We start from the raw sequence: 24,024 nt of genomic DNA on the forward strand, positions 1-24,024 counted from the left end.
ATCCCGACGTTTTTCGGGACAACCGGCGGACTGTCCGGGATGTCTCCCCGGAGCAACCCAAACCCCACCTGCGGGTTTGAATGCGCGCGCATATATCGAACCCCTGCCCCCTTGGCAACCCCTGCAATAGGGTCTCCAGAAAATTCTTGGCAAACAACAGTGTCTTTGCTCTGAATGGCCGAAAGATTCGATGTCTGGCGCTGCCCGACGACTTACCGCCAATTGATTGCAAGGACCACAGATGATCCCGTTTCGCCGCACGTTTTTAGCCCTCGCGACCACCCTTCTCGCCTGCACCACTGCCCAAGCCGACCAGAAACCGATCTGGGGCCTTCAGGCCTATGGCGATATCTGCCGCGTGAAGTTCGGGCAGAAGGAAATCAAACCGGGCGTCTGGCGTCTTATCAAGGTCGACAAGGGCTGTGATATCGCCAACTTCAAGGGCTATGCCATGCAAGGCGACAGCCATATCCGCTTCTATGGCAAACAGAACAGCCTGATCGCCTCGGCCGACAAGGGGGCCGACGGGCAATGGCGCGGTGTGATCGGTGACGGTGATCCCTTCGAGATGGTCTATTTCGGCCCGGCAAAGGGCAATAAACCTGCCAAAACCACCACCAACACCCAAACTTCTGCCGCCGTCGGCAAATGCGTGACCTACATCAACGCCAAGAAGCGTTGTGCTTCGCCCGAAGACACCACCTACAAGGCGTTCGAGACCATCGCGCTCCAGCCCCTCGCTCCGCTCAACCTCTATTTCATGCCCGATGCCGCGTCGCGCGTGCAATCGGTGACACCCCGCAACATCTGTTTCCAGGAGGTCCGCCACTGCACCGAGCGCTACTTTGACAAGGAAATCTGGTGTCAGGTCCGCGTCGGCAACGAAAGCGGTTGGATCCTGCGCAAGGATGCCAATCACGTCTATGCCTCCAAGGGCTGCGGCTAAGCGCAGAGTTTTTCTGTCAAGACGCCGTTTTCAGGCCTTCCCCTGAGAAAAAACTCCGGCAAAGTCGACAGCGCAACCTGAATGGATACCGCGCATGCCTGAAAAGTGGCACACCCCGACATTTGCCTCCGTGGCGGTCTTTCTGGCCGCAGCTTTCTGGGGGCTCTACTGGATTCCGCTGCGCTATATCGAAGACCTAGGCATCAACGGGACATGGCCTGTTATTTTCCTGAACCTGCCGGCGGCCATGGCGCTTGGTGGCTATCTCCTGGTGAACTGGGAACGCCATCGCCGCCACATGCCACGTGCCATTCTGATCGGCATCTTCACCGGTGCGGGCTATGGCCTGTTCTCCGTCGGCCTGCTCTACTCCTCGGTCGTGCGTGTCACGCTCCTGTTCTACCTCACACCAATCTGGGGCACGCTGATCGGCATCGTCTGGCTTGGCGATCGCGCCGGCTGGTCGCGCTGGCTGGCAATTGGCGGTGGACTGGCTGGCATGGGCCTACTGTTGTCTGGCGGCGGCTCTGTACCACTAAACATCGGCGATCTTATGGGGTTTGTATCAGGTGTGGCCTGGGCCATCGGTGGCGCGCTGGTGATGCGCTACGGGGAAATCCCGGTCGCCGCCTCGACGTTCAGCCAGATGCTGATGACAAGCCTTCTGGCGCTGCTCACGGGCCTGTTGGTCGGCGGCATGACAGCCCCCACCCTGCCCCAGATCGCAAGCGCCCTGCCGGTATCGCTTGTCATGGCCTTCTTCATGATCATCCCGACCCTTCTGGTGGTATTCTGGGCCCAGAAAATCCTGTTTCCCGGTCGGCTCGGCCTCCTGATGATGGCCGAAGTCATGCTGACCGTCCTCAGCGCCAGCATTCTCCTACCCGAAGAAGCCATGTCACTCGTGGAATGGGGTGGCGCCATCCTGATCGTTGGCGCCTGCCTGATCGAAGTTCTGGCAACGCCGTCCGACGCGAAAAACACTCACGCCTGAAGCAGCGAATGCCCGCCCCGCACCTCGGCCTCGCAATGCGCGGCCAGCGTCTTGCGGTCGGGAAAGTCCGAAACCTTGACCGGCGCATGGTAGATCAACTCGATCCGCCCCTGCTTGCCCGAGGCCAGGACCTTCAGCAGATGGCCGCCGAAATCCATGTCTCCCCACCAGCCATAGAACCGGGTATCAGCCCCATCGGGGGCGTGATACAGCACGGTAACCGGCTGAACCCACAGTTTCTCGCGCAACTCTTCGGTAAAGAACGCCGCAAACAGCGTTGTTTTAAATGGCAAAACCCTGATCGCGTCGGTGCTGGTCCCTTCCGGAAAGAACAACAGCTTGTGCCCCGCCAGAAGCCGTTCCTCGAACACCTGCTTCTGCTTTGCCGCCTCGCGACGGTCGCGATTGATGAACACCGTGCCCGTCGCCTTGGCCAGCCAGCCGATCCCGGGCCAGTTGGCAACCTCGGCCTTGGAGACAAAATAGATGCGTTTCCGGGCGTTTAGCGCGAAAATATCAAGCCATGAACTATGGTTCGCCACCACCGCGCCCCGCTCTTTCATCAGGGTGCCCCGCGACGAAAACGGAATGCCAAGGATACGAAAGGCATTGCGACAGACGAACTGTGTGATCCACGGCGTCCACGGGCGATGCACCCCGTGAATGGGCTTCTCGATCAGCCGCACCAGCAGCAGGATACCAAGACAGCCAAACACCAGGGTGCCAAGCACCAGTCCACGCAGCACCACACGCAGCCATCCCATGGGACCAATCTTCTTGTCCTCGGGATAGTCACCATCCCCGCTCCAGGTTGCGCTCATGATTGCAAGCCCTTGGTATAAATCGCCTTTTGTTTTGCATTAAGGCGTTCGGTATCCATGATGAGGCAGACATCCGTCGTGTTGAACGCGTTATCCACATAGGCGCCATCCCCAACAAAGCCCCCCAGACGCAAATAGGCCTTGATCAGCGCCGGCACCTCAAGCATCGCTTTGCGCCGGTCGATCTCGCCCTCATCCACAAGGTTCATGCTCTGGTAATGCGCGCTCTGCGCACGCGCCCGCAAATCCTCAGGCGCCAGATGCCGATGATGCAACAGCGACAACGGCTGTTTCAAAGCCTCCACATCCGTGCCATGGAAGCTGGCCACTCCGAACAGGATTTCTATTTCGTGTTCAAACACATATGCCGCCAAACCGTTCCAAAGGTGGAACATGGCAGATCCCCCGCGATACGCCGGCAACAGGCAACTGCGCCCAAGTTCAAGCAGCTTCCGACCACTGTTTTTCAGCACCGACAGGTCATATTCGTCTTCCGAATAGAACTGGCCAATCTCTGCCGCCTTGTCATCGCGCAACAGACGATAGACCCCAACCACCCGGTCAATCGGATCGCACTCCAGCGCGTTGTCGATCAGGACCAGGTGGTCGAAAAACGGATCGAACCGGTCTTTCTCAAGCCGCGCCGCATGATCGACAAGCGCCCCGCCGCCGCCCAGTTCCTCCACGAAAACGCGATAGCGCAACCGCTGTGCGGCGGCCAGTTCTTCGGGGGTTTCAACAAGTTTCAGGGTGAAGTCTGGGTCCACGTGCGCCATCTGCTCGGTCTGTTTATGCCATTTCCGGGGTTTTACGTCGCACCAGAAAAATTGGCAACATTGATGCTGGTCAACGTCAGACCGTCGCACTACCATTAGTTGTGTGAATCACAGTTCACAAACTCATTGATCAAACACTGGAATGAGGACCACCCGAGACCCGTTGATGACAACTTTGCCCGCCTCGCGAAAGTTCACGGTGATCTTGCCACCGATATTGGATTGCACCTGCCCGGTGCCCCAATCCGGTTGCTCCGGGTGCTGCACCAACATGCCAGGTTCGAGGAATGCGTTGAGATCGTCCATAGCTGTTCTTTCAGAAGGGAGTCGCCATGCCCATGTCTAATACGGAAATCGCCGCTCTGGTAGGGTCCCGCATCTGTCATGATCTGATCAGCCCAGTGGGCGCCATCGGCAACGGTGTAGAACTGCTTGGCATGTCAGGTGGCATGACCGGCCCCGAAATGGCCCTGATCACCCAAAGCGTCGGCAACGCCAGTGCACGTATCCGTTTTTTCCGCATTGCCTTTGGCCTCGCCGGAGACGGTCAGATCGTCAGCGAAGCCGATATCCGTTCCATCCTGACCGACATCTCCACGGGCAACCGCATCACCATCCTCTGGGAGGTCGAAGGCGGCGTGCCCCGCCCAGTCCTGCGCAAACTGTTCCTCGCGCTTTTATGCGGCGAAACTGCGCTTGGTCACGGCGGCACCCTGCGGGTTGGTGAGGATGAAAACGGCTGGATCATCAGCGCCACATCCGACCGTCTTCACCTCGAAGAAGGGCTTTGGAACGATCTGGCCAACGGGGACACCACGCAGGAGATCGAAGCCAACCGCGTGCAGTTCGCGCTGCTGCCCCGCTTCCTTTCTGAAACGGGACAGGCGCTGTCGATTACCCGCAATGAAACGCAGGTCGAGATGCGCTTTTAGGCGCGGGTGGTGCCTTCGCCAACCACGAGATACTTGAAGCTGGTCAGCTGCGCCGCCCCCACCGGGCCACGCGCGTGCATCTTGCCGGTGGCAATGCCGATCTCGGCCCCCATCCCGAATTCGCCACCATCGGCAAACTGGGTCGAGGCATTGCGCATCAGGATCGCGCTGTCGAGGCGTTCAAAGAACCGATCAGCGGTCGCATCATCCTCGGTGATGATACAGTCGGTGTGATCCGAGCCAAACTGGCGGATATGGGCAATCGCACCATCCACGTCATCCACCACTTTCGCAGCGATATCCATGTCGAGGTATTCCTTGCCCCAGTCCTCGGAGGTTGCCGCAACCGTGCCTTCGATCTTTGCCGCGATGGTCTCGTCGGCATGCACCTCGACCCCGGCATCGACCAGCGCGCGCAGCACGCCCTGGCCCACGGTGTCCAGAATGTCACGATGCACAAGAAGACACTCGGCAGCGCCACAGATGCCCGTCCGGCGGGTCTTGGCGTTCAGCACCACATCCAGCGCCTTCACGGGATCGGCGGCCGCATCAAGATAGATGTGCACGATGCCCTCAAGGTGGGCGAACACCGGCACCCGCGCCTCGCGTTGCACGAGACCCACAAGGCCCTTGCCACCGCGCGGCACGATCACGTCGACGGTATCGACCATCGTCAGAAGCTCCTGAACCGCTGCACGGTCACGGGTCGGCACCAACTGGATCGCATGTTCCGGCAGTCCGGCCTCTTTCAGACCGTCAACCAGACAGGCATGGATCGCACCCGAAGAATGGAAGCTTTCCGAGCCGCCGCGCAGGATCACCGCATTGCCCGACTTCAGGCAAAGCGCCCCGGCATCAGCGGTCACGTTGGGGCGGCTTTCATAGATCACGCCAACCACACCCAGGGGGGTGCGCACGCGGCGGATGTTAAGGCCGGTGGGACGGTCCCATTCCTCGAGAACCTCGCCAACCGGATCGGCCTGACCGGCCACCGCACGCAGGCCATCCACGATGCCCTGAATACGCGCTTCATCCAGCATCAGGCGATCCATCATCGCCGCCGAAAGCCCTTTTTCGCGGCCGAACTCCATGTCCTTGCCGTTGGCCTCGATGATCTCGGCCCGACGCGCCCAGACCGCATCGGCGGCGGCGTTCAGCGCCTTTTCCTTGGCCTCGGCTGGGGCAAAGGCCAGCTCCGCACTTGCGGCTTTGGCGTTTGCGCCAATCTCGGCCATCAGGGCGGGGATGTCTGCGATGTCTTTCATCAGCTCTGTCCTTTGCTTTCGTGTCAGATGCCGGACGCCTCCGGCGGGAGTATTTCTAGTGCATTGAAGCCTGAAGCGCCATGTCGTCGCGGTGGATCAGCGCGGTTCGGCCGGTATAGCCGAGGATCGCCTCGGTCTCGGAAGAATGCCGCCCCTTGATGGCGCGGGTTTCCTCGGCTGTATAGGCGCAAAGCCCCTGCCCCAGCTTGTGCGCATCCGGACCGAGAATCTCGACCGGATCGCCGCGACCGAAATCACCCGATACCTCTGCCACGCCCGCGCCCAGCAGGCTCTTGCCCGCCTTCAGCGCCGTGACGGCCCCGGCATCAAGCGTCACCGCGCCCTGCGGCTTCATCGACCCGATCCAGCGTTTGCGGGCCAGCTGCGGCGTGCCCTGTGCCGTGAACCATGTCGCGTTCGCACCGTTTTCCAGCGCCGTCAGCGGGCGCATCACGCTACCTTCGGTGATCGCCATCGCGCAGCCGCCCATGGTGGCGGTCTTGGCGGCGAACAGCTTGGTGATCATGCCGCCCTTGGACAGGCCCGAGGTGCCCTCGCCTGCCATCGCCTCGATCTCGGGGGTGATTTCCTCGACCACGTCATAGCGGTGCGCATCCGGGTTTGTCATCGGGTTGTCGGAATAGAACCCGTCCACATCCGACAACAGGATCAGCATGTCTGCACCGGTTGTCAGCGCCACCTGCGCCGCGAGGCGATCATTGTCGCCATAGCGGATCTCGTCGGTCGCGACGGTGTCGTTCTCGTTCACGATCGGCACGACCCCAAGGCCCAGCAACGTGGCCATCGTGGCGCGCGAATTGAGATAGCGGCGGCGATTGGCACTGTCTTCCAGCGTCACCAGAACCTGTGCCGTCTTGATCTCGTAGGGTGCGAGCGCCTCTTCATAGGCACGTGCCAGACGGATCTGCCCGACGGCCGCTGCCGCCTGCGATTGTTCCAGCGGCAGCTCGGCCCGCGGCAGGCCCAGCACCCCGCGCCCAAGCGCAATCGAGCCAGAGGACACCAGAACAACATCCGTGCCCTGCCCCTTGAGCCAGGCCACATCCTCGGCCAGCCCCAAGAGCCAGTCACGGCGCAGATCACCCGTCTCGCGATCCACCAACAAGGCGGACCCGATCTTGATCACAACGCGTTTTGCACCTTTCAGGGTTGCCACGCTTCAGGCTCCTCGTCGCCGATCTTCTGGCGCAGGCGATCCTCGTCGATCTGGGCCCGCAGGGCGCGCAGCACATCGGTCACGCCTTCACGGCTGATGCCCGACATCAACATCACGCGGGTGCCCGTCGCCGCTTCGATCTCGTCGCGGATGAACTCGCGCTCTTCTTCGTCCAGCGTGTCGATCTTGTTCAGAACCGTCACGCGGGGCTTGTCGGCAAGGAAGCCGCCGTAATTCTCGACCTCGCGCACGATGGTCTGCATGTCTTCGACCGGCGTACCGGACGTGCCGTCAATCAGGTGCAGCAGCACAGAGCAGCGTTCCACGTGACCAAGGAACAGATCGCCCAGGCCACGGCCTTCGCTGGCGCCTTCGATCAGACCTGGAATGTCGGCAACCACGAACTCCACCTCGTCGACACCCACAACCCCAAGGTTCGGGTGCAGCGTGGTAAAGGGATAATCGGCAATCTTGGGCCGCGCATTCGAGGTCGAGGCCAGGAAGGTCGACTTGCCCGCATTGGGCAGTCCCAAGAGGCCCACATCGGCAATCAGCTTGAGACGCAGCCAGATCGTGCGTTCCACCCCCGGCAGGCCCGGGTTGGCGCGGCGCGGCGCCTGGTTGGTGGCCGATTTGAAGTGCAGGTTGCCAAAGCCGCCATTGCCGCCCTTGGCCAGCTGCACGCGCTGCCCGACCTCGGTCAGGTCGGCGATCAGGGTCTCCTGATCCTCGTCCAGGATCTCGGTGCCGACGGGCACGCGCAGCACGATATCGTCGCCGCTTGCGCCGGTCCGTTGCTGGCCGCGACCGGGCTGACCGTTCTTGGCGAAAAAGTGCTGCTGGTAGCGGAAATCGATAAGGGTGTTCAGACCCTCGACCGCTTCGGCCCAGACCGAACCACCGTTACCACCGTCGCCGCCATCGGGGCCGCCGTATTCGATGTATTTTTCACGACGGAACGACACACAGCCGCCACCGCCGCCGCCCGAGCGGATATATACCTTTGCAAGGTCCAGGAATTTCATGATTTCATCCTTTTCGGGCGGTGTCTGCTCCGCCTGATAACGCCAAGCGGGGCAAGCCTCAATCCAATTTCAGCGAATAGGTCCAGGTCGGGACCGTCGCATCGCGTGCCACCGAGAAGCTCTCGGCGTCTCCAAGGTACTGGAAACCGCAATTCGTCAGCACCCGCGCCGAGGCCGGGTTGTCCTGAAAGACGCTGGCATAAAGCGTGTCCGAGCCCATCGGGTTGGCCGCAATCATCGCGCGCACCGCTTCCGACGCCAGACCGGTGTTCCAGAATGCCGGCGCAACCCAATAGCCCACCTCGACCTTGCCAACATCCACGCGCTTGAGGCCGATGACCCCCATCACCTCGGCGCCATTGTCGGCGGTGCCATCCATCACCCAGACGTCCTCGAGCCGGTCTTCGGCCTGCGAACGGGTGATAAACGCCTCGACACTGCCCGGCGGCAGCGGATGCGGAATGGACGTGGTGTTGCGCGCAACCTGCTCGTCGCCTGCATACATCTCGATCAGCCCCTGGTCCGAACGGCGCAGGGGACGCAGAACAAATCTGTCCGCGTCGATAACGGGTTGGTTCACGATCGTGTCGTGTTTCATATGCCTGTCCTCCTCAAAACAGAACATAGAGAACCGAGGCGACGGTCAAAGCCGCCAGGGTGCCCATCAAATATCTCTCGGCGGGTTTTCCCGCCACGAAACGCGCGATCCGGTCTCCTCCAAAAGTCCAGATCGGGTGAAAAACCGCCTGACACGCCAATAAACAGATGGCGATTGTTGCAGTCGCCTGCAAGGCGGGGGTGCCCGGTGTCACGAAACTGGTAAATCCCGTGATGATCATCGCCCAGGCCTTGGGATTGAGCGGATGTACGACCAGACCGGCGAAAAAACCGGGGGCCTTGTCCACTTTGGCGCCATCCGGTGACAGGCGCAGGTTTGCCACCCGCCATGCCAGCCAGCAGATATAGACCACGCTGGCCCATTTCAGCACCTCGAACAGCCAGGGCGCGCTGCCGGCAAGCGACATCAGCCCGAACCCGATTGGCCAGATGATCAGCTGTTTGCCAAGCGCCACGCCGGCCACGAACGGCAGGGCAGCCCGAAAGCCGAACCGCGCCCCTGTCGCCAGAAGCGCCATGTTCGCCGGGCCGGGCGTTGCCACCTGGCTGGCCGCGAAGGCACTGAAACTGATCACTGCAACGGGCATTTCCGCTGCTCCTGAATACCCAAAAATGAAAAGGGACCGGCCTTCTCAGCCGGTCCCCTAAATGTCTCATAACCTTTAAGGTCGGCTTACTCTGCGGCCTCCGCCACTGGCAGGACCGAAATAAAGGTACGGCCCTTGAGGCCCTTGTGGAACTTCACGTTGCCTTCGACGGTTGCAAAGATGGTGTGATCCTTGCCCATGCCAACGCCTTCGCCGGGCCACATCTTGGTGCCGCGCTGACGCATGATGATGTTGCCAGGAATTACAGCTTCGCCGCCGTATTTCTTGACGCCAAGACGACGACCCGCGGAGTCGCGACCGTTACGGGAGCTACCGCCAGCTTTTTTGTGTGCCATATCGCTTGTCTCCTACTTCAGTGGATTAGTTAGCCAGTTCTTTGGCTTGTTCAACCCACTCGGGTTTCACTTTGACGGCGTCGAAGGTTTCGACGTCGACGGCGGCCAGCTGAGCGAAGCTGGTGATGCCAGCGTCAGCCAGTTTCTTGGCAGCTGCGGGACCAACGCCGTTGATGGCGGTCAGGTCGTCTGCACCGGCAGCGGCAGGAGCCTCGGCCTTGGCAGCAGCTTTCTTCGGAGCGGCAGCAGCAGGAGCCGATGCAACCGAACCCGCGCCAACAGCAGCTTTGACGCCCGATGCGTCTGCGCCCGAGGCCAGGATGTCGGTTACGCGAACCAGGGTCAGCTTCTGACGGTGACCAACGGTACGCTTCGACGAGTGCTTACGACGACGCTTGACGAACTTGATGACCTTCTCGCCTTTGATCTGGTCGATCACTTCCGCCTGAACGGCCGCGCCTTCAACGAGAGGTGCGCCAACAACGGTGTTGTCACCGCCCAGCATCAGAACTTCGTTGAATTGAACTTTTTCGCCAGCGTCTGCAGCCAGTTTTTCAACGCGGAGCACATCGCCCGATTGAACCTTATACTGTTTGCCGCCGGTCTTGAGGACTGCGAACATGTCCTATTCCTTCGATTTATCCGCGTTCTGTGGCCCCCTTCCGGGTGTTTGTGGCAGGGCTACACCCTGACCGCCTCGAACCGCGCACCCCTCTCGAGGCGTTGTTACAACAAAACACGGCGCAAGGAGAGCCTTACGCCGGATTTGGGGCTTATCGGGGGATTTGGGGTATTAGTCAAGGGATATGTTTCTCGCAGTCCAAGAAACTTCCGCGGGCCTCGAACGCCTATAACGTCCGTATTACCCGACAGGGGTTTCCCGCTGCAAACACGTTTTCGGGAACCGACGATGTCACCACCGCCCCTGCCCCGATGGTCGTGCCATCACCGATCGTCACCCCCGGCAGAATAATCGCGCCGCCGCCGATCCAGACATGCCGGCCGATGGTCACCGGCGCTGCCGTGGTGTGATAGCCCGGCACGCCATCGCGGTCATAGATACGATCACCCGCCGCCAGGGGATGCGAGGTCGCATATATCTGCACCCCCGGCCCTAGCAAGGTGCCCTCGCCGATCTCGACCCGCGCACCGTCCAGCACCGTGCAGTTGAAGTTCAGGAAAACACCCGCGCCCAGAAAGATATTCTCGCCATAGTCGCAAAAGAACGGCGGCTCGATCCAGCCACCCTGCCCGACGCGCCCAAGCAACTCGGACAGCACCTCGGCCCGCGTCTCGCCCGCATCCGACGGCGTCTCATTGTAACGTCGCAACAAACGCCGCGTGCGGTGGTGCTTTTCCATCAGGTCCGCACCGCGTGTATCAAACTCGTCCATGTCTGCCTGAACCACCCGTTCCCGCTCAGTCGCCCGTCACAGCTCCTGGCTTGGCTGCACCTGCCCCAGCTTCGTCGCCAGCGCCTCGAAACGGTTCATCATCACGTCGAAATGCACCGCGTTCATCAACTCATAGACCACCTGCATGTCCGGATGCTCGAGCGCATCCGCATAGGCCACAACCTCCTCGTCAGTGAAATCCTGATAGGTATAGGCCGCATTCGCCAGCGCCGAGGCCGCCATGTCGCGCCGCAGTGCCCCTTCGTTCTCGGCCAGAACCGCTCGCAACTGCGCCTCGTCGACCCGCAGTTCGATCACCCCCGCATAAGAGGCCGCGAGGATAAACCGGATCTGGATTTCCTGAATAGCTTTCGGGCCGATGTCGTTGGGGTCGATGGCATGGTTCATTCGGCGAAACGCCTCGATCCGCGCACTCGCCTCCTGCACCATATCCGCCACCAGCGCCCGGCCTTCGTCCTGTTTCAGGGTGTCATCCGCGAAATGCGAGTCATTCTCGGCCGCAACAAGCCGCATCCCGAGGTCCGAGGCATAAAACGCCGCCGCGTGGTCCAGCAGATCATCCTCCAGCGTCGCCTCGAGAATATCCAGCGCCCGCGCCCGCATCAGCGCCACGTCAAACACCTGCTCCGCCGTGCGCCGCCACTCATAACCGAACTCACCGGAATCAACGCCAAGCATATCCGGCGCGGATTCTGCCGAAAGCGCGATGGAATCGATGGCCACATCAAAGCCCGTGACCTTCAAAAACGCCTCGACCCGCGCCCGATCCGCCGCCTGCGCCGCACCGGCCACGATCCAGACCACACCCAGTGTCAGAAAAATCCCGAAGGCCAGTTTTCGCAAAACCCCAGTCATCCTTGATCCTTCCCTGCGTTCAGGCTCCGTTTTCTCCAGCCTACTCCAAAAGATTTCACAAACAATTCAAATCGCCTCTTGCACCCCTCCGGAATCATCATTAAACGACGCCCTCACCAAGACCCCCGCGGAGAGGTGCCGGAGTGGTCGAACGGGGCGGTCTCGAAAACCGTTGTCCCTTCACGGGGACCCAGGGTTCGAATCCCTGTCTCTCCGCCACTATTCCCAAGGGAATAGATTTCCACTCCCCAGTGATGTTCAAAACGCAAAAAACACACCGCAACGCGGTGCGTAAACACGTTCCAACTGTCGGATCAAAACCCGTCGCCTGAAAACGCCAGAAAACGATAGACGTTTGATTTTACGCGAGAATCAAACCACCTACCCCCCCTTGATCCGCATCATCAGGAACACTTCCGCCTCCGGATCAAGCACGTGATTGCGGCCCGCGCCAAGGAACGTCCCGTCCACGGTCAGGCCCGCGCCAGCCTCGATGGCGGGCGCGAGGCCGGGATGGGCGGCGGCAAGGTTCTTCAGAACCTCGCCAACCGTCTTGCCCTCGATCTCGACACTTTCCTGCCCGTCCGCAAAGCGGCGCAGGCTGGACCAGAGATGCACCTCGACCATGCCTAGCCTTTCATCGCCTTGAGGATACGCGGCGGTGACATCGGCAGGCTGCGCAGGCGCGCGCCGGTCGCTTCGGCCACCGCGTTGGCAATTGCCGGCAACGGCGGAGTAATGCCGGTCTCGCCAACCCCGCGCACCCCGTAAGGGTGGCCGGGGTTCGGCACTTCCACGATCACCGTGTCGATCATCGGCAGGTCCGAGGCCACGGGAACGCGATAGTCAAGGAACACGGTGTTCTGCAAACGCCCGTCCTCGCCATAGATGTATTCCTCGTTCAGCGCCCAGCCGATGCCCTGTGCGGCCCCGCCCTGGAACTGACCCTCGACATAGGCCGGATGGATCGCCTTGCCCGCGTCCTGCACCACGGTATAGCGCAAAACGGTGGTGCGGCCGGTTTCCGGATCCACCTCGACATCCACGATATGGGTGCCAAAGCTGCCGCCATAGCCGTTCGGCGTGGCTTCGAAGTGGCCCGAGATCGGCCCGCCGGTCGATCCCATCTCGGCACAGATCTCGCCAATGCTCATCGGCGGGAATTCCCCGGCATTGGGGCCAGACGGTTTCGCATGCCCGTCTTCCCAGACCACGGCCTCGGCATCGATACCCCAGGCATCCGCCGCCCGCTGGCACAGCTTGCCGATCGCCTCGTTGGCCGCCTTGATGGTGGCCAGACCGCTGGCAAAGGTGGCACGGCTGCCGTGGGTCGGCTCGTTGACGCCAAGCGCCCCGGTCTCGACCACGTTCACCCGCACGTCCTCGTAAGCGATGCCCATCGCCTCTGCCGCCATCATGGCAATCGACGCCCGCGAGCCGCCAATATCCGGCGTTCCCACTGAAACCGTCACCGATCCGTCTTCGGAAAGCGCCAGCGAAACCGAGGTCTCACCACCCCAGTTCATCCAGTAACCCGAGGCAACACCGCGACCCTGGTTCGGCCCCAGCGGCGCACTGTAATGGTCATGCGCCTTGGCCGCCTCAAGCGTCTCGACAAGGCCGATCCGCGGATAGGTCGGGCCGCTCGACGATTTCGTGCCTTCCTTGGCCGCGTTCATCAAACGCACCTCGATCGGATCAAGCGATAGTTCGCGGCACATCTCGTCCACAAGGCTTTCCACCGCAAAGGCCGCCATCGGAGAGCCCGGCGCACGATAGGCCGCGTTCTTGGGCCGGTTCGACATCACGTCATAACCCTCGTGCTGGACGTTCTCGATGTCATAGCAGGCAAAGGCACAGGCCAGCGCGGAATCCACCGGCGCCAGCGGAAACGCCCCACCCTGCATCCGGAACACCGCCTTGCCGGCGGTCATCTTGCCGTCCTTGGTCATGCCGATCTTCACGTCCATCGACGCCGACGCTGTCGGCCCCGTCGCCCGCAGCACCTCGGAGCGGGTCATCACCATCTTCACCGGCCGGTTCGCCTTGCGGCTCAGCGCCAGCGCGACAGGTTCGATGAACACCGTGGTCTTGCCGCCAAAGCCTCCGCCGATCTCCGAAGGGGTCACCCGCAGCTTGGACACCTCGATGCCAAGACAGACCGCAGACATCCGGCGAATGAACCAGTGGCCCTGGGTACAGACCCACATCTCGCCACGCCCGTCCGCGCCCATCTGCGCCAGACAAGCATGCGGTTCGATATAGCCCTGGTGGGTGGCCTCGGTGGCATAGGTCTGTTCGCGCACGACATCCGCCGCCTCGAACCCCTTTTCAACGTCGCCATGGCCAAACTCGATATAGCGCACAACGTTCGGGTGCATGCCTTCCGGCACCGAGTAATCCGCCGCGCCCTCACGAATGACCGGCGCGCCCTCGGCCATCGCCGCGTTCACCTCGGTCACATGTGGCAGAACCTCGTATTCCACCTCGACCAGCTTGGCCGCATCCCGCGCAATAAGCGCCGAAGTCGCCGCAACCGCGGCCACCGCATGGCCGTCATAAAGCGCCTTTTCGCCCGCCATGCAGTTTTCCATGACGTTCCAGTCCTCACCGGTCTGGCCCTCGGCGAAATCGGCCCGCGTCACCACGGCCTTCACTCCCTTCATCGCCAGCGCCTTCGAGGCATCGATCTTCACGATCCGCGCATGGGCATGCGGGCTGCGCACGATCACCCCGTGCAGCATCCCCGGAATATAGGCATCCGCACCATAACGCGCTTTGCCGGTTACCTTGTCGAGACCGTCGGGACGATCCGGACGGGTGCCAAGAACCTTGAAGTCCTGCTTCTGTTCGTCAAATGCCATCACGAGGCCTCCCGCATCTCTGCCGCCGCATCCATCACGGCGCGAATGATCTTGTCATATCCGGTGCAGCGGCACAGGTTGCCCGCCAGCCAGTACCGAAGTTCCTCTTCGCTCGGATCGGGGTTCTTCTCGAGCAACGCTTTCGACGCCACCAGAATACCCGGCGTACAGATACCGCACTGCAGCGCGGCGTGTTCAATGAACTTGCGCTGCAACGGGTGCAGCTCCTCGCCCTCCGACATGCCCTCGATCGTCGCGATCTCCTTGCCCTCGGCCTCGACGCCCAGCACCAGGCAGGAACACACAAGCCGCCCATCCAGAGTCACCGAACAGGCCCCGCAGTCACCGGTGCCACAGCCTTCCTTGGCGCCGGTAAAGCCGAGCTTGTCGCGCAGGCAGTCCAGAAGCGTCTCGCGCGGATCACACAGGAACTCCGCCTCGTCACCATTCACGGTGGTGGTTACATGCACGTTGCTCATTGTGCCTCTCCCTTCGCGCGCGCATAGGCGATTTTTGCAGCCCGCTGTGCCAGCACACCAGCCACTTCGGTGCGGAACTCGATGGTGCCGCGCTTGTCGTCAATCGGATTACAGGCCGCTTCCGCCGCCTTTGCCAGCTTGGCCAGCGCCGCCTCGTCCAGCGTGCTGCCGACAATGGCATCCGCCGCCTCCTGAACCAGCAACGCCGTCGGTGCGACCGCCCCGAGGCTCACACGGGCCTCGACAATCACGTCTCCGTCCAGACGCAGGTTCACGCCACAGCCCACCACGGCAATGTCCATCTCGGTGCGCGGAATGAACCGCAAATAGGCATCTCCCCCGTGGTCGCCGCGCGCCGGAACATGCACCGCCGAGACCACCTCGCCCTTGGCAAGAGAGGTCCGCCCCGGCCCGGTCGGAATATCCTCGACCGCCACCTTGCGGCTTCCCTCCGGCCCGGTCACGGTCAGCGTGACACCCGCCGCAATCATCGCGGGTACCGTATCCGCCGCCGGCGATCCATTGCACAGGTTGCCAACAAGCGTCGCCCGTCCCTGCACCTGCGTCGACCCAATCAGGTCCATCCCTTCCACGATGCCCGGCCATTCGCGGCCCAACTCGCCATGTTCGCTCATCTCGGCACCCGCAACCGCAACGCCGATATCCCAGCCGCCATCCGCACGGCGAGTAATCTCACGCACGCCGGCAATGTGTTTCACGTCAATCAGGTCATCCGGCGTCACAATATCCGAGCGCATCTGCACCAGAACGTCGGTCCCCCCGGCCAGGAAACGGGTTGTTCCACTGGCTTGAAGGGCAATGGCTACGGCATCCTCAAAGGACGCCGGTGTGTGATAGCGCATGTCGCCTCCTTGCTATGTCTTGGCCGTGGTCGGCCCTTGTCATTGGTATGGGACGTTAACGCCCCGTTCGCGATTTGCCGAGGGGGAGAATGCGTTTTCGATTCCGTCCCGCCTCACCTGTTTGCGACCCCGATGTCGTATCCGAACGACCCGCCGCAATCTTTGGATTTTCCCTGAAATCGGCCCGGGTAGGGCCGATTTTCGCCCAGATTTAAAGCGATCTTCACGCTTGGGAGCAGAAGCTCTCCCCCAAACTCTGCTGCCAAAGAGTCTTCAATGCAATATGTCCCAAAAGAGCGCTTCTTCACGCCCGCCCGTCCGCGTCATGCACGTCTATTTGAGCTCATCCGTCAGGATCACCGCCGTCTTGCGGCCCCGTGCGCCGAAACACAGGGCAGTGCCGAAGAAAACACGGCCGACTTCCTGATCGCAGCCGAAGCCTTCCGCGCCCTCGCCTGCAAATCGCTGCGCTATTAACCCCAGACCTAACCTCTAAACCCGGTCGCGACGACGAATTTTTCGGAACTGTCCGACCGGCTTGACGGCGGCTTCATGTTCACGACCTTGGTGAACTTCTGCTTCAAGAGCTTCTGAAGATCGCCCTCTGCGCCACCGGCAAGAACCTTGGCCACAAAGGTGCCGCCCTCGTCCAGCACATCAAAGGCGAAATAGGCTGCCGCCTCGCAAAGCGAAATGATCCGCAGGTGGTCGGTCTGCTTGTGACCAGACGAGGCCGCCGCCATGTCCGACATGACCACATCGGCCTTGCCACCAAGCCACTCTTTCACCTTTACATCCGCATCGTCTTCCATGAAGTCCAGCTGCTCGAACCGCGCCCCGGCCAGCGATTCAACCTCCTGAAGGTCCACACCCAGATAGGTGCCCACCTTCTTGCCCGACTTTTCACCAAGCGCGTTGATGCGCGGCACGGCCACCTGTGCCCAGCCCCCGGGTGCACAGCCCAGATCGACAACCCGCGCCCCGTTCACGAGGAACCGATACTTGTCGTCCAACTCCATGATCTTGAAAGCCGCGCGCCCGCGATAGCCCTCGGCCTTGGCGCGCTGCACATAGGGGTCGTTCAACTGCCGCTGCAACCAGCGCGTTGACGACAATTTGCGCCCGCGCGCCGTCTTGACCTTGATCGTCAGATCACGCTGTCCGCGCCCGGATGTATTTTTGCCCGTCGGTTTCTTCGCCATCTTCTTAGATCCTCAGCCCTTGCAGCCCCGTGTGCATAGGATTTTCTCGAAAATCCTACCCGAAGGAAATTCTTCTAGAAGAATTTCCTCGCGCGTCTAGCCCAATTTAATATGGCACATCGTCCAGAACGCCATCCGCGCTCATCTGGGCATAAAGCAACCCCTCGCGCAGCCCTCGATCCGCGACCGACAGACGGTTGGTCGGCCAGCACCGCAAGAGCGCCTGCAGGATCGCCGATCCGGACATGATCAGTGCCTGACGGTCCTGCCCGATGCGGGGATCGCGCCGCCGTCCGACGGGGCCAAGATCAAGATACCCACGGATCACCTTGTCGATCTGTTCCGTCGTCATCCGCAACCCGTCCACCTTGGTGCGATCATAGCGCCGCAACCCAAGGTGCGACGCCGCCACCGTGGTGACCGTGCCGCTGGTGCCTATGATCTGGAAGCCTTCGCTCGGCGGCGCATCTTTGTAAGGCGCGAATTCCGCAAGGTTCTCTTCAAAGAACCAGCTCATCAGCGCAAACCGCGCCGCATCGTCTTCCACGTCAAAGAACTGATCCCGCAGGGTCGCCACACCCAGAGGCACGGAGATCCAGTCCACGACCTTTGCCGCCGGAAACGGGCTTTCCAGATCATGAAACCCAGCATGCAACCGCATGATCGCACTTGGACGGTCCCGCGCCGGCACCGAGGTCAGGTCGATCCACACCAGTTCCGTGGACCCGCCGCCGATATCCACCACCAGCAACTGTTCCGTCTTGGTGCTCACCAGCGGCGCACAGGAGATCACCGCCAGCCGCGCTTCTTCCTCGGGCTTGATGATCTCGAGCTGCAACCCGGTCTCGCGCCGCACCTGCCGGATGAAATCCTTGGCATTGCGCGCCCGACGACACGCCTCGGTCGCCACAAGGCGCATACGCTTGACCCTGTGCCGCTTCAGCTTCTGCTGGCAAATCCGCAGGGCCTGCACCGTCCGGCGCATCGACCCCCGCGACAATCGACCCGTGCTTTCCAGACCGGCCCCCAACTGGACCGATTTAGAAAAACTGTCGACCACGTGGAACTGGTTGCCCTTCGGCTGGGCAATCAGCATGCGGCAACTGTTTGTACCCAGATCCAGCGCGGCATAAAGCTCGCTCGGATCGGGCGGTTTCGGCGCGGGGCTCTCAACCGGTTTCGGGAACGCGCCCGCACCTTTGGGACGCTTGGGCGCCATCTGTCACGCCCTCCATTTCGAGTTACCTTCAACCTAAGTGCTGAATGCAGAACGCGCAATCCCCATCGATACGCGCCGGTGCACCGCCTGCGACTCATCAAGATCATGAAGAGTATGCGTGTGCATACCGCAGGCACAGTCGCTACAAGCCAATTGGTCGCTGAAAGAAGCCGTTCTGTCGAAAACGTACATAAGGCAGGTCGCATCCTGCCCTACCAAGGGTCTACTCAAACCGGAGGAATCAAACATGCCCGACGTCACCATCGTCTACTGGCGTGACATCCCCGCCCAGGTCATCGTGGGCAAGGGTCGCCGTGGTTCAAAGATCCAGCTCACCGAGCGGTTCGAACAGGCCATCGACCGTGCCGCCATGAAAGTGGGCGCAAAGGATGCCGACGCATACCTGGCCGAGTGGCGCAAGGCTGATCCCTATCCGGTTGAAGGCGAGACCTCGGAAGTGGCCAAGGCCGAAGCCGATCGTCTTGAGGCAGAATATGATCAGGACCGTCTGAAGACCCTGATCGCGAATGAAGGCTGGGCATGACCCGCGCGTCACTATGGGAGGCCGCCATGGCTTTGTTGAATTTCCGCAAGAAGACGGAAGACGTGAAAACCGTCACCCCCGAAGTTGAAGCCTTTCTGAAAGGCTATTCCATCGAAGTCATGCCGCGCACCGCGGCCAAGGTGGAAGACTTCCGCGCGCTGCTGCCCGAAGGCACCCGCGTCTACATCGCCCACATCGAAGGCACCCCGATCGAGGACATGGTCGCCACCGCCAAACGCCTGAACGAAGAAGGCTACCCGGTGATGCCGCACTTCCCGGCGCGGATCATCAAGGATCAGGCGACGCTGGAAAACTGGATCAACATGTACCAGGGCGAAGCCGACGTGAAACAGGCGCTCCTGCTGGCAGGTGGCGTTGAAAAACCGCACGGCGACTATCACTGCTCGATGCAGCTTCTGGAAACCGGCTTGTTCGACAAGGCGGGCTTCACCAACCTGCACGTGGCCGGCCACCCCGAGCCCAACCTCGACATCGACCCCGATGGCTCGCGCACCAACACCTTCGCCGCCCTGGACTGGAAACAGGCCTTCAACGAGCGCACCGACGCCGACATGGCGCTTGCCACCCAGTTCTGCTTCGAGGCCCAGCCGGTCATCGACTGGTGCAACATGCTCACCGAACGTGGCGTGAACATCCCGGTCCACATCGGCATCGCCGGTCCGGCCAAGCTGCAAACCATGATCAAGTTCGCCATCGCCTGCGGTGTCGGCCCGTCGCTCAAGGTTCTGCAAAAGCGCGCCAAGGACGTCTCCAAGCTGCTGCTGCCGCACGAGCCGACCGAAGTCATCGCCGATCTGGCCGCCCACAAGGCTGCCAACCCGGACTTCAACATCGAGAAAGTCCACTTCTTCCCGCTCGGCGGCATCAAGACCAACGCCACCTGGGCGATCGAAAACGGCGGCGCCTCGGCTGCGCCCGCAAAAGCATAAGAACAAGGATCAGACATGACCCGTACCATCATCGAGTCCAAGACCAAGACCACCATCATGGGGTTCGACCAGCCGTTCACCGTTATCGGTGAGCGCATCAACCCCACGGGCCGCAAGATCCTGAACGCCGAACTCGAAGCCGGTGACTTCAGCCGCGTTGAGTCCGACGCGCTGGCACAGGTTGCCGCCGGCGCCACCGTGCTCGACATCAACTCGGGCGCCGTCTTCTCCAACAAGATGGCAGAAGACCCGCGCTACGCCGACAACAACTTTGTCGAGCCCGACCTGATGCGCGAACTGGTGAAACGTGTTCAGGCCATCACCGACTGCCCACTCTGCATCGACTCCTCGGTTCCCGGCGCTCTCGAAGCAGGCCTGGAAGCCGCCGAAGGCCGCCCGCTGCTGAACTCGGTCACCGGCGAAGAAGAACGCCTGGAAGTGGTTCTGCCGCTGGTCAAGAAATACAACGTTCCGGTTGTGGCCATCTCGAACGACGACACCGGCATCTCGGAAGACCCCGAAGTGCGTTTCGCCGTTGCCAAGAAAATCGTGGAACGCGCCGCCGACTTCGGCATCCCGGCACATGACATCGTTGTTGACCCGCTGGTCATGCCGATCGGCGCCATGGGCACTGCCGGCCTTCAGGTCTTTGAACTGAACCGCCGCCTGCGCAACGAACTGGGTGTGAACACCACCTGTGGTGCCTCGAACATCTCGTTCGGCCTGCCGAACCGTCACGGCATCAACAACGCCTTCCTGCCGATGGCAATGGCCACCGGCATGACCTCGGCGATCATGAACCCTGTCGCCCTGCCCGTCGGCCCCAAGAAGCTGGCCGAGAAAAAGGCAGAAGTCGAAGCCGCGGGCATTGTTCTGCCGGCCGACATGGACGACGAGGCCTTCTGCAAGATGTTCGGCCTCGGCTCGACCAAGCCGCGTGCAGGCAAGGAAATGGAAGCCATCCGCGCAGCCAACTTCCTGACCAACAACGACGCCGGTGGTGCCGAGTGGATCAAGTTCAACAAAGATCCCTCCGAAGCCGCAGCCGGTGGCCGTGGTGGCCGTCGCCGTCGCCGCGCCTGATCCCGCGCTAGGACAGTGTTAACCCAGACGGGGGCAGAGTGGTCAGATGACCGCCCTGCCCCTTTCTTCTTTTCCGCGCCCCACCGGGCGCGACTGGCTTGATCAGCTGTTTCGCGCCAGAAGCGCGCGCACCGGAGGTGTGGTACGGCCTGACATCTCGGATGTGGAACGTGAAATCGGCCTGATCGCGCTTGAGGTCGAAGTCCGCCGCCGTGGCTTTCACATGCTGATCGCGGGCCTTCACGTGGTCATCCTCTGCGCCCCAAGCCCCTTTACCATCATCTGCTAGAAATTCTTCTCGAAGAATTTCCCGCCCCACGTTTTTCTGGAAAAACGTGGGGCCACCGCTTCACATCTCGTTAACCACCGTGCGCCGCGTTAAGGTGGCAGATGCCGTTGCCCCCACCGTCGCAATACCGACGTAATACCGACGTGGCACCGACACCCCGTTTTGGCGCATCCAACGCTGTTAACCACGTCACCCGCGCTTCTTGCGGGCCCTGAAATCTAAGGCGCCCTCGGTCGGGTTCTGCCCCTCGCCAAACAGGGCATGCTTCTGGATTTTCTGCGTCCCTGTCACCGGAATCTCCTCGACAAAGCGAATCCATCCCGGCGCCTTGTAATAGGCCAAGCGATTGAAACTCCACTGGAAAAGCTCTTCGGCCAACTCGTCACCCGCGCGATCCGAGGTGATGCAGGCCATCACCTCCTCGTCGCGCAATGCGTCTTCCACCGCGATCACGGCCACCCGCTCCACCGCCTCATGTTCCTGCAAACAGGCCTCGATCTCGGCGGCAGCAATGTTTTCACCACTGCGTCGTATGATGTTTTTCTTGCGGTCGACAAAGTAGATCATGTCGCCCTCATCCATCATCACCGTATCGCCGGTGTGAAACCACCCACCGCGCCAGGCCTCTTCGGTGGCCTCCGGCAGGTTCAGATAGCCCGAGAACGCCCCCTTACGCGGTGTCGCCTCGGAATGCCGCAGAACCATCTCGCCGGGCGTGCCGCGCGGGACCTCCTGGTCATTGCCATCCACCACCCGAACTTCAAGCCCCGGACCAGGCCGCCCAATCGCTCGCGTCTCAATCTGGCGCGGTTCCTCATGCGCGGTCAGAAGGCGGCACATCTCGGTCATGCCCCAGGCCTCGACCAGCGGAAACCCGAACCTCTCTTCGAACGGTCCGTGCAACGTCGGCTCCACCCCCGCCCCAAGGCCCAGACGCACCTTGTGGCGATGCTGCCACTCCGTGTCCGGCATGTTCATCAGGGCCGGGATCACGATGCCAAGGTAATGCGCCACCGTCGCCCCCGTCTCGGCCAGGTCACGCCACCAGGCACTGGCGCTGAACCGCTCCGGCACGATCAGGCAATTACCCTTCTCCATAATGCCAAAAAACGTGAGAATAGCGGCGTTTACGTGGAACAACGGCAGCGGGTTGTAAATCCTGTCCGTGCCCTCTTCAAAGGTCATCATGCCGCCACGGCTGGCATACCACATGCCCATTTCGATCTCGTAGGCATGGCTCAGCATGCACCCCTTGGGCCGCCCCGTGGTGCCCGAGGTATAGATCAGGCTGGCCTCGTCCTCTGCCACCACATCACGCGCCTGCGCACCCGATACCCCGGGCAACTCCGGCAGCTCCGCCTCCATCACGCGCATGGGCACGCCGGTCCCGCTATCCTCAATGCCCGCCTGCATCAGATCGCGGTACTCCGGCGCGACAATCGCAAGAACCGCCGCGCTGTCCTGCAGCAGATAGGCCACCTCGTTTGGCCGGTAATCCGGATTGACCGGCACCCAGCTCACGCCCAACCCGTTCAGAGCCAGCTTCAACAGCATCATTTCAGGACGGTTGCCCAACAACACCGCCACCCGCAGCCCAGGGCCAAAACCTGCCGCTGCCAGCCGCGTCTGCCAGTCTGAAACCGTGCGATACGCCTCTGCATAGGTGATTTCATAGCCCTCGGGATAGTAAGCGCGCCCCTGCGACGCAGGTACCGCCAGAAACCCGTTTTCGGGATACGCCTTTGATTTTTCGTTGAAATACTGCCCGATTGTCCCGGTCATCTCGATCCTCCCATCACTCCGGCGTCGAGAGTATCAGGCCGCCAGAAAGACAAAAGACGGAAATTACGGGTCCCCCTTGTGCCGTCGCGTCTGTTGGGCAATTTCCCCAAGGCGCGCATTGTATTCTGCGCCAAGAACGAAGACCGCCGCCATGAGATACATGAAAACCAAGGCCGCAATCACACCTGCCAAGCCGGCGTAAGTTACGGAATATGTTGGGAAGTTCCGCACGTAGAATTCGAATCCACGGGCGATCGCCATCCATAGCACCAGCGTCAAAAGGATGCCCGGCAACAACGCCCGCACCGGCCTGACAACGCCCGACAACCACTTGTGGCAGGCCACCAACCCAAACAACGGCACAAAGGTGGTGACCAGCACACCCACCGTCCTGTGCGAGTCGAAAGTGAACGGCAGGTCCGGAAGAACCTCCGCCGCATAGCGCAGGTAGACCGGGATCAGCACCCCGAACACCCCCGTCGCCGTCACCGCCAGCGCCCCGCCAATGGCAAAGCTCACCGCGATCAACCGCTGCTTCCAGACCGGCCGCGGATCGCTGTCGTGGTAGGCCTCCGACACCGCGATCCGCATCGCGTCAAACCCATTGGAGGCAAAGAAGACCGTTAATACGGCCCCCACCGTGATGGTCGACCCTCCACTGCTTTCCAGAACCGCCCGCACCTCGCTTTCAATCGGGCCGGCAATGGCATCGGGCCAGGCCCCAAACACGGCCGTCAACACCTCGCCCAGATCGGCCTGCGAACTGGTCAGACCCGTCATCGACACCAGTGCGGCAACCGATAAGGCCAGCATGCAAAAGGGAAAAATCGCGAGCATCATCGACAGGGCAACGTGGCTGGCGCGCACGGTGCCCCCCTTGGTGAGAAATCGCCCCAACGCATCCAGAAACGCCTGCCAGAAAATCATGGGAAACCACCTGTGCTGCACCCGATCTGGCAACAAGACATGCCAACAAGATCAC

28 protein-coding genes and 1 tRNA gene are annotated in these 24,024 nt (G+C 61.5%); 9 read left to right on the plus strand and 20 right to left on the minus strand.

The window, feature by feature from the left end:
• Positions 1–241 precede the first annotated feature (241 nt).
• Both ABWV42_RS15175 and ABWV42_RS15180 read left to right on the plus strand, forming a co-directional pair.
• Positions 242–946 carry a hypothetical protein gene (locus ABWV42_RS15175; protein WP_353340906.1) on the plus strand — a complete coding sequence of 235 codons (705 nt, stop codon included), beginning with the start codon at positions 242–244 and terminating at the stop codon, positions 944–946.
• A gap of 94 nt (positions 947–1,040) precedes the next feature.
• Positions 1,041–1,940, plus strand: a complete 900-nt coding sequence (locus tag ABWV42_RS15180) for a DMT family transporter (protein WP_353340907.1) — start codon at positions 1,041–1,043, stop codon at positions 1,938–1,940.
• On the opposite strand, the gene olsA is transcribed toward ABWV42_RS15180, so the two are convergent.
• The 3 genes from olsA to ABWV42_RS15195 form a co-directional block, all read right to left on the minus strand.
• On the minus strand, positions 1,931–2,761 hold the full coding sequence (gene olsA, locus ABWV42_RS15185; RefSeq protein ID WP_353340908.1) for a lyso-ornithine lipid O-acyltransferase: 831 nt from the start codon (positions 2,759–2,761) through the stop codon (positions 1,931–1,933). The two genes, ABWV42_RS15180 and olsA, sit on opposite strands and share 10 nt — an antisense overlap.
• Positions 2,758–3,537: an L-ornithine N(alpha)-acyltransferase gene (gene olsB, locus ABWV42_RS15190; RefSeq protein WP_353340909.1), complete on the minus strand. Its 780-nt coding sequence runs from the start codon at positions 3,535–3,537 to the stop codon at positions 2,758–2,760. Before olsB ends, olsA begins: the two co-directional genes overlap by 4 nt.
• A 123-nt stretch (positions 3,538–3,660) precedes the next feature.
• Entirely contained in the window at positions 3,661–3,843 is a 183-nt protein-coding gene (locus ABWV42_RS15195; protein ID WP_255106757.1) for a DUF3553 domain-containing protein, read from the minus strand.
• 26 nt (positions 3,844–3,869) lie between these two features.
• Between ABWV42_RS15195 and ABWV42_RS15200 the strand changes: the two genes are divergently transcribed.
• Positions 3,870–4,469: a histidine phosphotransferase family protein gene (locus ABWV42_RS15200; protein WP_353340910.1), complete on the plus strand. Its 600-nt coding sequence runs from the start codon at positions 3,870–3,872 to the stop codon at positions 4,467–4,469.
• Here ABWV42_RS15200 and ABWV42_RS15205 read toward each other — a convergent pair.
• From ABWV42_RS15205 to ABWV42_RS15245, 9 genes are all read right to left on the minus strand, one after another.
• Positions 4,466–5,734: a glutamate-5-semialdehyde dehydrogenase gene (locus tag ABWV42_RS15205; protein WP_353340911.1), complete on the minus strand. Its 1,269-nt coding sequence runs from the start codon at positions 5,732–5,734 to the stop codon at positions 4,466–4,468. The genes ABWV42_RS15200 and ABWV42_RS15205 overlap by 4 nt on opposite strands.
• A gap of 55 nt (positions 5,735–5,789) precedes the next feature.
• Positions 5,790–6,911 carry a glutamate 5-kinase gene (gene proB / locus ABWV42_RS15210; protein ID WP_353340912.1) on the minus strand — a complete coding sequence of 374 codons (1,122 nt, stop codon included), beginning with the start codon at positions 6,909–6,911 and terminating at the stop codon, positions 5,790–5,792.
• Positions 6,899–7,936, minus strand: a complete 1,038-nt coding sequence (gene obgE, locus ABWV42_RS15215) for a GTPase ObgE (protein WP_255106765.1) — start codon at positions 7,934–7,936, stop codon at positions 6,899–6,901. The genes proB and obgE overlap by 13 nt, the downstream gene beginning before the upstream one ends.
• A 58-nt stretch (positions 7,937–7,994) precedes the next feature.
• Positions 7,995–8,534, minus strand: a complete 540-nt coding sequence (locus ABWV42_RS15220; RefSeq protein ID WP_353340913.1) for a GNAT family N-acetyltransferase — start codon at positions 8,532–8,534, stop codon at positions 7,995–7,997.
• Between the two features lie 13 nt (positions 8,535–8,547).
• Positions 8,548–9,141 (minus strand): LysE family translocator, encoded by a 594-nt coding sequence (locus ABWV42_RS15225; protein ID WP_353340914.1) that lies wholly within the window; start codon positions 9,139–9,141, stop codon positions 8,548–8,550.
• An 86-nt stretch (positions 9,142–9,227) separates the two neighbouring features.
• Positions 9,228–9,497, minus strand: coding sequence for a 50S ribosomal protein L27 (gene rpmA, locus ABWV42_RS15230; RefSeq protein WP_255106771.1), 270 nt, complete (start codon positions 9,495–9,497; stop codon positions 9,228–9,230).
• Between the two features lie 25 nt (positions 9,498–9,522).
• Complete coding sequence (locus ABWV42_RS15235; protein ID WP_255106772.1) at positions 9,523–10,119, minus strand: 50S ribosomal protein L21; 597 nt, start codon at positions 10,117–10,119, stop codon at positions 9,523–9,525.
• Positions 10,120–10,345: 226 nt separating this feature from the next.
• On the minus strand, positions 10,346–10,891 hold the full coding sequence (locus ABWV42_RS15240; protein WP_353340915.1) for a sugar O-acetyltransferase: 546 nt from the start codon (positions 10,889–10,891) through the stop codon (positions 10,346–10,348).
• Positions 10,892–10,927: 36 nt separating this feature from the next.
• The gene (locus tag ABWV42_RS15245; RefSeq protein ID WP_353340916.1) at positions 10,928–11,767 is read right to left on the minus strand and encodes a DUF2059 domain-containing protein; all 840 of its coding nucleotides are present in this window, start codon (positions 11,765–11,767) and stop codon (positions 10,928–10,930) included.
• A 129-nt stretch (positions 11,768–11,896) separates the two neighbouring features.
• Here ABWV42_RS15245 and ABWV42_RS15250 point away from each other — a divergent pair.
• Positions 11,897–11,986: transfer RNA gene (locus tag ABWV42_RS15250), tRNA-Ser, on the plus strand.
• A gap of 162 nt (positions 11,987–12,148) precedes the next feature.
• Here ABWV42_RS15250 and ABWV42_RS15255 read toward each other — a convergent pair.
• The 4 genes from ABWV42_RS15255 to ABWV42_RS15270 are packed head-to-tail and all read right to left on the minus strand — an operon-like array spanning position 12,149 to position 15,973.
• Positions 12,149–12,394 (minus strand): ubiquitin family protein, encoded by a 246-nt coding sequence (locus tag ABWV42_RS15255; protein WP_353340917.1) that lies wholly within the window; start codon positions 12,392–12,394, stop codon positions 12,149–12,151.
• A 2-nt stretch (positions 12,395–12,396) separates the two neighbouring features.
• Entirely contained in the window at positions 12,397–14,631 is a 2,235-nt protein-coding gene (locus ABWV42_RS15260) for a xanthine dehydrogenase family protein molybdopterin-binding subunit (RefSeq protein ID WP_353340918.1), read from the minus strand.
• Positions 14,631–15,110: a (2Fe-2S)-binding protein gene (locus tag ABWV42_RS15265; RefSeq protein WP_255106782.1), complete on the minus strand. Its 480-nt coding sequence runs from the start codon at positions 15,108–15,110 to the stop codon at positions 14,631–14,633. Before ABWV42_RS15265 ends, ABWV42_RS15260 begins: the two co-directional genes overlap by 1 nt.
• Entirely contained in the window at positions 15,107–15,973 is an 867-nt protein-coding gene (locus ABWV42_RS15270) for an FAD binding domain-containing protein (protein ID WP_353340919.1), read from the minus strand. The genes ABWV42_RS15265 and ABWV42_RS15270 overlap by 4 nt, the downstream gene beginning before the upstream one ends.
• A 276-nt stretch (positions 15,974–16,249) precedes the next feature.
• On the opposite strand from ABWV42_RS15270, the gene ABWV42_RS15275 reads away from it, so the two are divergent.
• A complete protein-coding gene (locus ABWV42_RS15275; RefSeq protein ID WP_353340921.1) occupies positions 16,250–16,450 on the plus strand; it encodes a hypothetical protein in 201 nt (66 codons plus the stop codon).
• 8 nt (positions 16,451–16,458) lie between these two features.
• Here ABWV42_RS15275 and ABWV42_RS15280 read toward each other — a convergent pair whose 3' ends face one another.
• Positions 16,459–17,175, minus strand: a complete 717-nt coding sequence (locus tag ABWV42_RS15280) for an RlmE family RNA methyltransferase (protein ID WP_255106810.1) — start codon at positions 17,173–17,175, stop codon at positions 16,459–16,461.
• 106 nt (positions 17,176–17,281) lie between these two features.
• Positions 17,282–18,394, minus strand: coding sequence for a Ppx/GppA phosphatase family protein (locus ABWV42_RS15285; RefSeq protein ID WP_255106812.1), 1,113 nt, complete (start codon positions 18,392–18,394; stop codon positions 17,282–17,284).
• Positions 18,395–18,641: 247 nt separating this feature from the next.
• Here ABWV42_RS15285 and ABWV42_RS15290 point away from each other — a divergent pair, with 247 nt between their 5' ends.
• Genes ABWV42_RS15290 through ABWV42_RS15305 form a run of 4 tightly spaced genes read left to right on the plus strand, consistent with a single transcriptional unit; the run spans position 18,642 to position 21,260 of the window.
• Positions 18,642–18,938 (plus strand): virulence factor, encoded by a 297-nt coding sequence (locus ABWV42_RS15290; RefSeq protein WP_353340922.1) that lies wholly within the window; start codon positions 18,642–18,644, stop codon positions 18,936–18,938.
• A 26-nt stretch (positions 18,939–18,964) separates the two neighbouring features.
• Positions 18,965–19,888, plus strand: coding sequence for a methylenetetrahydrofolate reductase (locus ABWV42_RS15295; RefSeq protein ID WP_255106816.1), 924 nt, complete (start codon positions 18,965–18,967; stop codon positions 19,886–19,888).
• A gap of 15 nt (positions 19,889–19,903) precedes the next feature.
• Positions 19,904–20,971 (plus strand): methyltetrahydrofolate cobalamin methyltransferase, encoded by a 1,068-nt coding sequence (locus ABWV42_RS15300; RefSeq protein ID WP_255106817.1) that lies wholly within the window; start codon positions 19,904–19,906, stop codon positions 20,969–20,971.
• A 46-nt stretch (positions 20,972–21,017) separates the two neighbouring features.
• Entirely contained in the window at positions 21,018–21,260 is a 243-nt protein-coding gene (locus ABWV42_RS15305; RefSeq protein WP_353340924.1) for an N-(5'-phosphoribosyl)anthranilate isomerase, read from the plus strand.
• A 189-nt stretch (positions 21,261–21,449) separates the two neighbouring features.
• Here ABWV42_RS15305 and ABWV42_RS15310 read toward each other — a convergent pair whose 3' ends face one another.
• Both ABWV42_RS15310 and ABWV42_RS15315 read right to left on the minus strand, forming a co-directional pair.
• Positions 21,450–23,042: an AMP-binding protein gene (locus tag ABWV42_RS15310; RefSeq protein WP_353340925.1), complete on the minus strand. Its 1,593-nt coding sequence runs from the start codon at positions 23,040–23,042 to the stop codon at positions 21,450–21,452.
• A gap of 63 nt (positions 23,043–23,105) precedes the next feature.
• Positions 23,106–23,969 carry a YihY/virulence factor BrkB family protein gene (locus ABWV42_RS15315; protein ID WP_353340926.1) on the minus strand — a complete coding sequence of 288 codons (864 nt, stop codon included), beginning with the start codon at positions 23,967–23,969 and terminating at the stop codon, positions 23,106–23,108.
• Positions 23,970–24,024: the final 55 nt, after the last annotated feature.

This window comes from Pelagimonas sp. KU-00592-HH, from assembly GCF_040369695.1.
In the GTDB taxonomy this organism is placed as follows: Bacteria; Pseudomonadota; Alphaproteobacteria; order Rhodobacterales; family Rhodobacteraceae; genus Shimia.

What these genes read in the sequence shown, in the direction of transcription:
- ABWV42_RS15175 (WP_353340906.1), top strand. Translation starts at nt 242, where the DNA reads ATGATCCCGTTTCGCCGCACGTTTTTAGCCCTCGCGACCACCCTTCTC.
- ABWV42_RS15180 (WP_353340907.1), top strand. Translation starts at nt 1,041, where the DNA reads ATGCCTGAAAAGTGGCACACCCCGACATTTGCCTCCGTGGCGGTCTTT.
- olsA (WP_353340908.1), bottom strand. Translation starts at nt 2,761, where the DNA reads ATGAGCGCAACCTGGAGCGGGGATGGTGACTATCCCGAGGACAAGAAG.
- olsB (WP_353340909.1), bottom strand. Translation starts at nt 3,537, where the DNA reads ATGGCGCACGTGGACCCAGACTTCACCCTGAAACTTGTTGAAACCCCC.
- ABWV42_RS15195 (WP_255106757.1), bottom strand. Translation starts at nt 3,843, where the DNA reads ATGGACGATCTCAACGCATTCCTCGAACCTGGCATGTTGGTGCAGCAC.
- ABWV42_RS15200 (WP_353340910.1), top strand. Translation starts at nt 3,870, where the DNA reads ATGCCCATGTCTAATACGGAAATCGCCGCTCTGGTAGGGTCCCGCATC.
- ABWV42_RS15205 (WP_353340911.1), bottom strand. Translation starts at nt 5,734, where the DNA reads ATGAAAGACATCGCAGACATCCCCGCCCTGATGGCCGAGATTGGCGCA.
- obgE (WP_255106765.1), bottom strand. Translation starts at nt 7,936, where the DNA reads ATGAAATTCCTGGACCTTGCAAAGGTATATATCCGCTCGGGCGGCGGC.
- ABWV42_RS15220 (WP_353340913.1), bottom strand. Translation starts at nt 8,534, where the DNA reads ATGAAACACGACACGATCGTGAACCAACCCGTTATCGACGCGGACAGA.
- ABWV42_RS15225 (WP_353340914.1), bottom strand. Translation starts at nt 9,141, where the DNA reads ATGCCCGTTGCAGTGATCAGTTTCAGTGCCTTCGCGGCCAGCCAGGTG.
- rpmA (WP_255106771.1), bottom strand. Translation starts at nt 9,497, where the DNA reads ATGGCACACAAAAAAGCTGGCGGTAGCTCCCGTAACGGTCGCGACTCC.
- ABWV42_RS15235 (WP_255106772.1), bottom strand. Translation starts at nt 10,119, where the DNA reads ATGTTCGCAGTCCTCAAGACCGGCGGCAAACAGTATAAGGTTCAATCG.
- ABWV42_RS15240 (WP_353340915.1), bottom strand. Translation starts at nt 10,891, where the DNA reads ATGGACGAGTTTGATACACGCGGTGCGGACCTGATGGAAAAGCACCAC.
- ABWV42_RS15245 (WP_353340916.1), bottom strand. Translation starts at nt 11,767, where the DNA reads ATGACTGGGGTTTTGCGAAAACTGGCCTTCGGGATTTTTCTGACACTG.
- ABWV42_RS15255 (WP_353340917.1), bottom strand. Translation starts at nt 12,394, where the DNA reads ATGGTCGAGGTGCATCTCTGGTCCAGCCTGCGCCGCTTTGCGGACGGG.
- ABWV42_RS15260 (WP_353340918.1), bottom strand. Translation starts at nt 14,631, where the DNA reads ATGGCATTTGACGAACAGAAGCAGGACTTCAAGGTTCTTGGCACCCGT.
- ABWV42_RS15265 (WP_255106782.1), bottom strand. Translation starts at nt 15,110, where the DNA reads ATGAGCAACGTGCATGTAACCACCACCGTGAATGGTGACGAGGCGGAG.
- ABWV42_RS15270 (WP_353340919.1), bottom strand. Translation starts at nt 15,973, where the DNA reads ATGCGCTATCACACACCGGCGTCCTTTGAGGATGCCGTAGCCATTGCC.
- ABWV42_RS15275 (WP_353340921.1), top strand. Translation starts at nt 16,250, where the DNA reads ATGCAATATGTCCCAAAAGAGCGCTTCTTCACGCCCGCCCGTCCGCGT.
- ABWV42_RS15280 (WP_255106810.1), bottom strand. Translation starts at nt 17,175, where the DNA reads ATGGCGAAGAAACCGACGGGCAAAAATACATCCGGGCGCGGACAGCGT.
- ABWV42_RS15285 (WP_255106812.1), bottom strand. Translation starts at nt 18,394, where the DNA reads ATGGCGCCCAAGCGTCCCAAAGGTGCGGGCGCGTTCCCGAAACCGGTT.
- ABWV42_RS15290 (WP_353340922.1), top strand. Translation starts at nt 18,642, where the DNA reads ATGCCCGACGTCACCATCGTCTACTGGCGTGACATCCCCGCCCAGGTC.
- ABWV42_RS15295 (WP_255106816.1), top strand. Translation starts at nt 18,965, where the DNA reads ATGGCTTTGTTGAATTTCCGCAAGAAGACGGAAGACGTGAAAACCGTC.
- ABWV42_RS15300 (WP_255106817.1), top strand. Translation starts at nt 19,904, where the DNA reads ATGACCCGTACCATCATCGAGTCCAAGACCAAGACCACCATCATGGGG.
- ABWV42_RS15305 (WP_353340924.1), top strand. Translation starts at nt 21,018, where the DNA reads ATGACCGCCCTGCCCCTTTCTTCTTTTCCGCGCCCCACCGGGCGCGAC.
- ABWV42_RS15310 (WP_353340925.1), bottom strand. Translation starts at nt 23,042, where the DNA reads ATGACCGGGACAATCGGGCAGTATTTCAACGAAAAATCAAAGGCGTAT.
- ABWV42_RS15315 (WP_353340926.1), bottom strand. Translation starts at nt 23,969, where the DNA reads ATGATTTTCTGGCAGGCGTTTCTGGATGCGTTGGGGCGATTTCTCACC.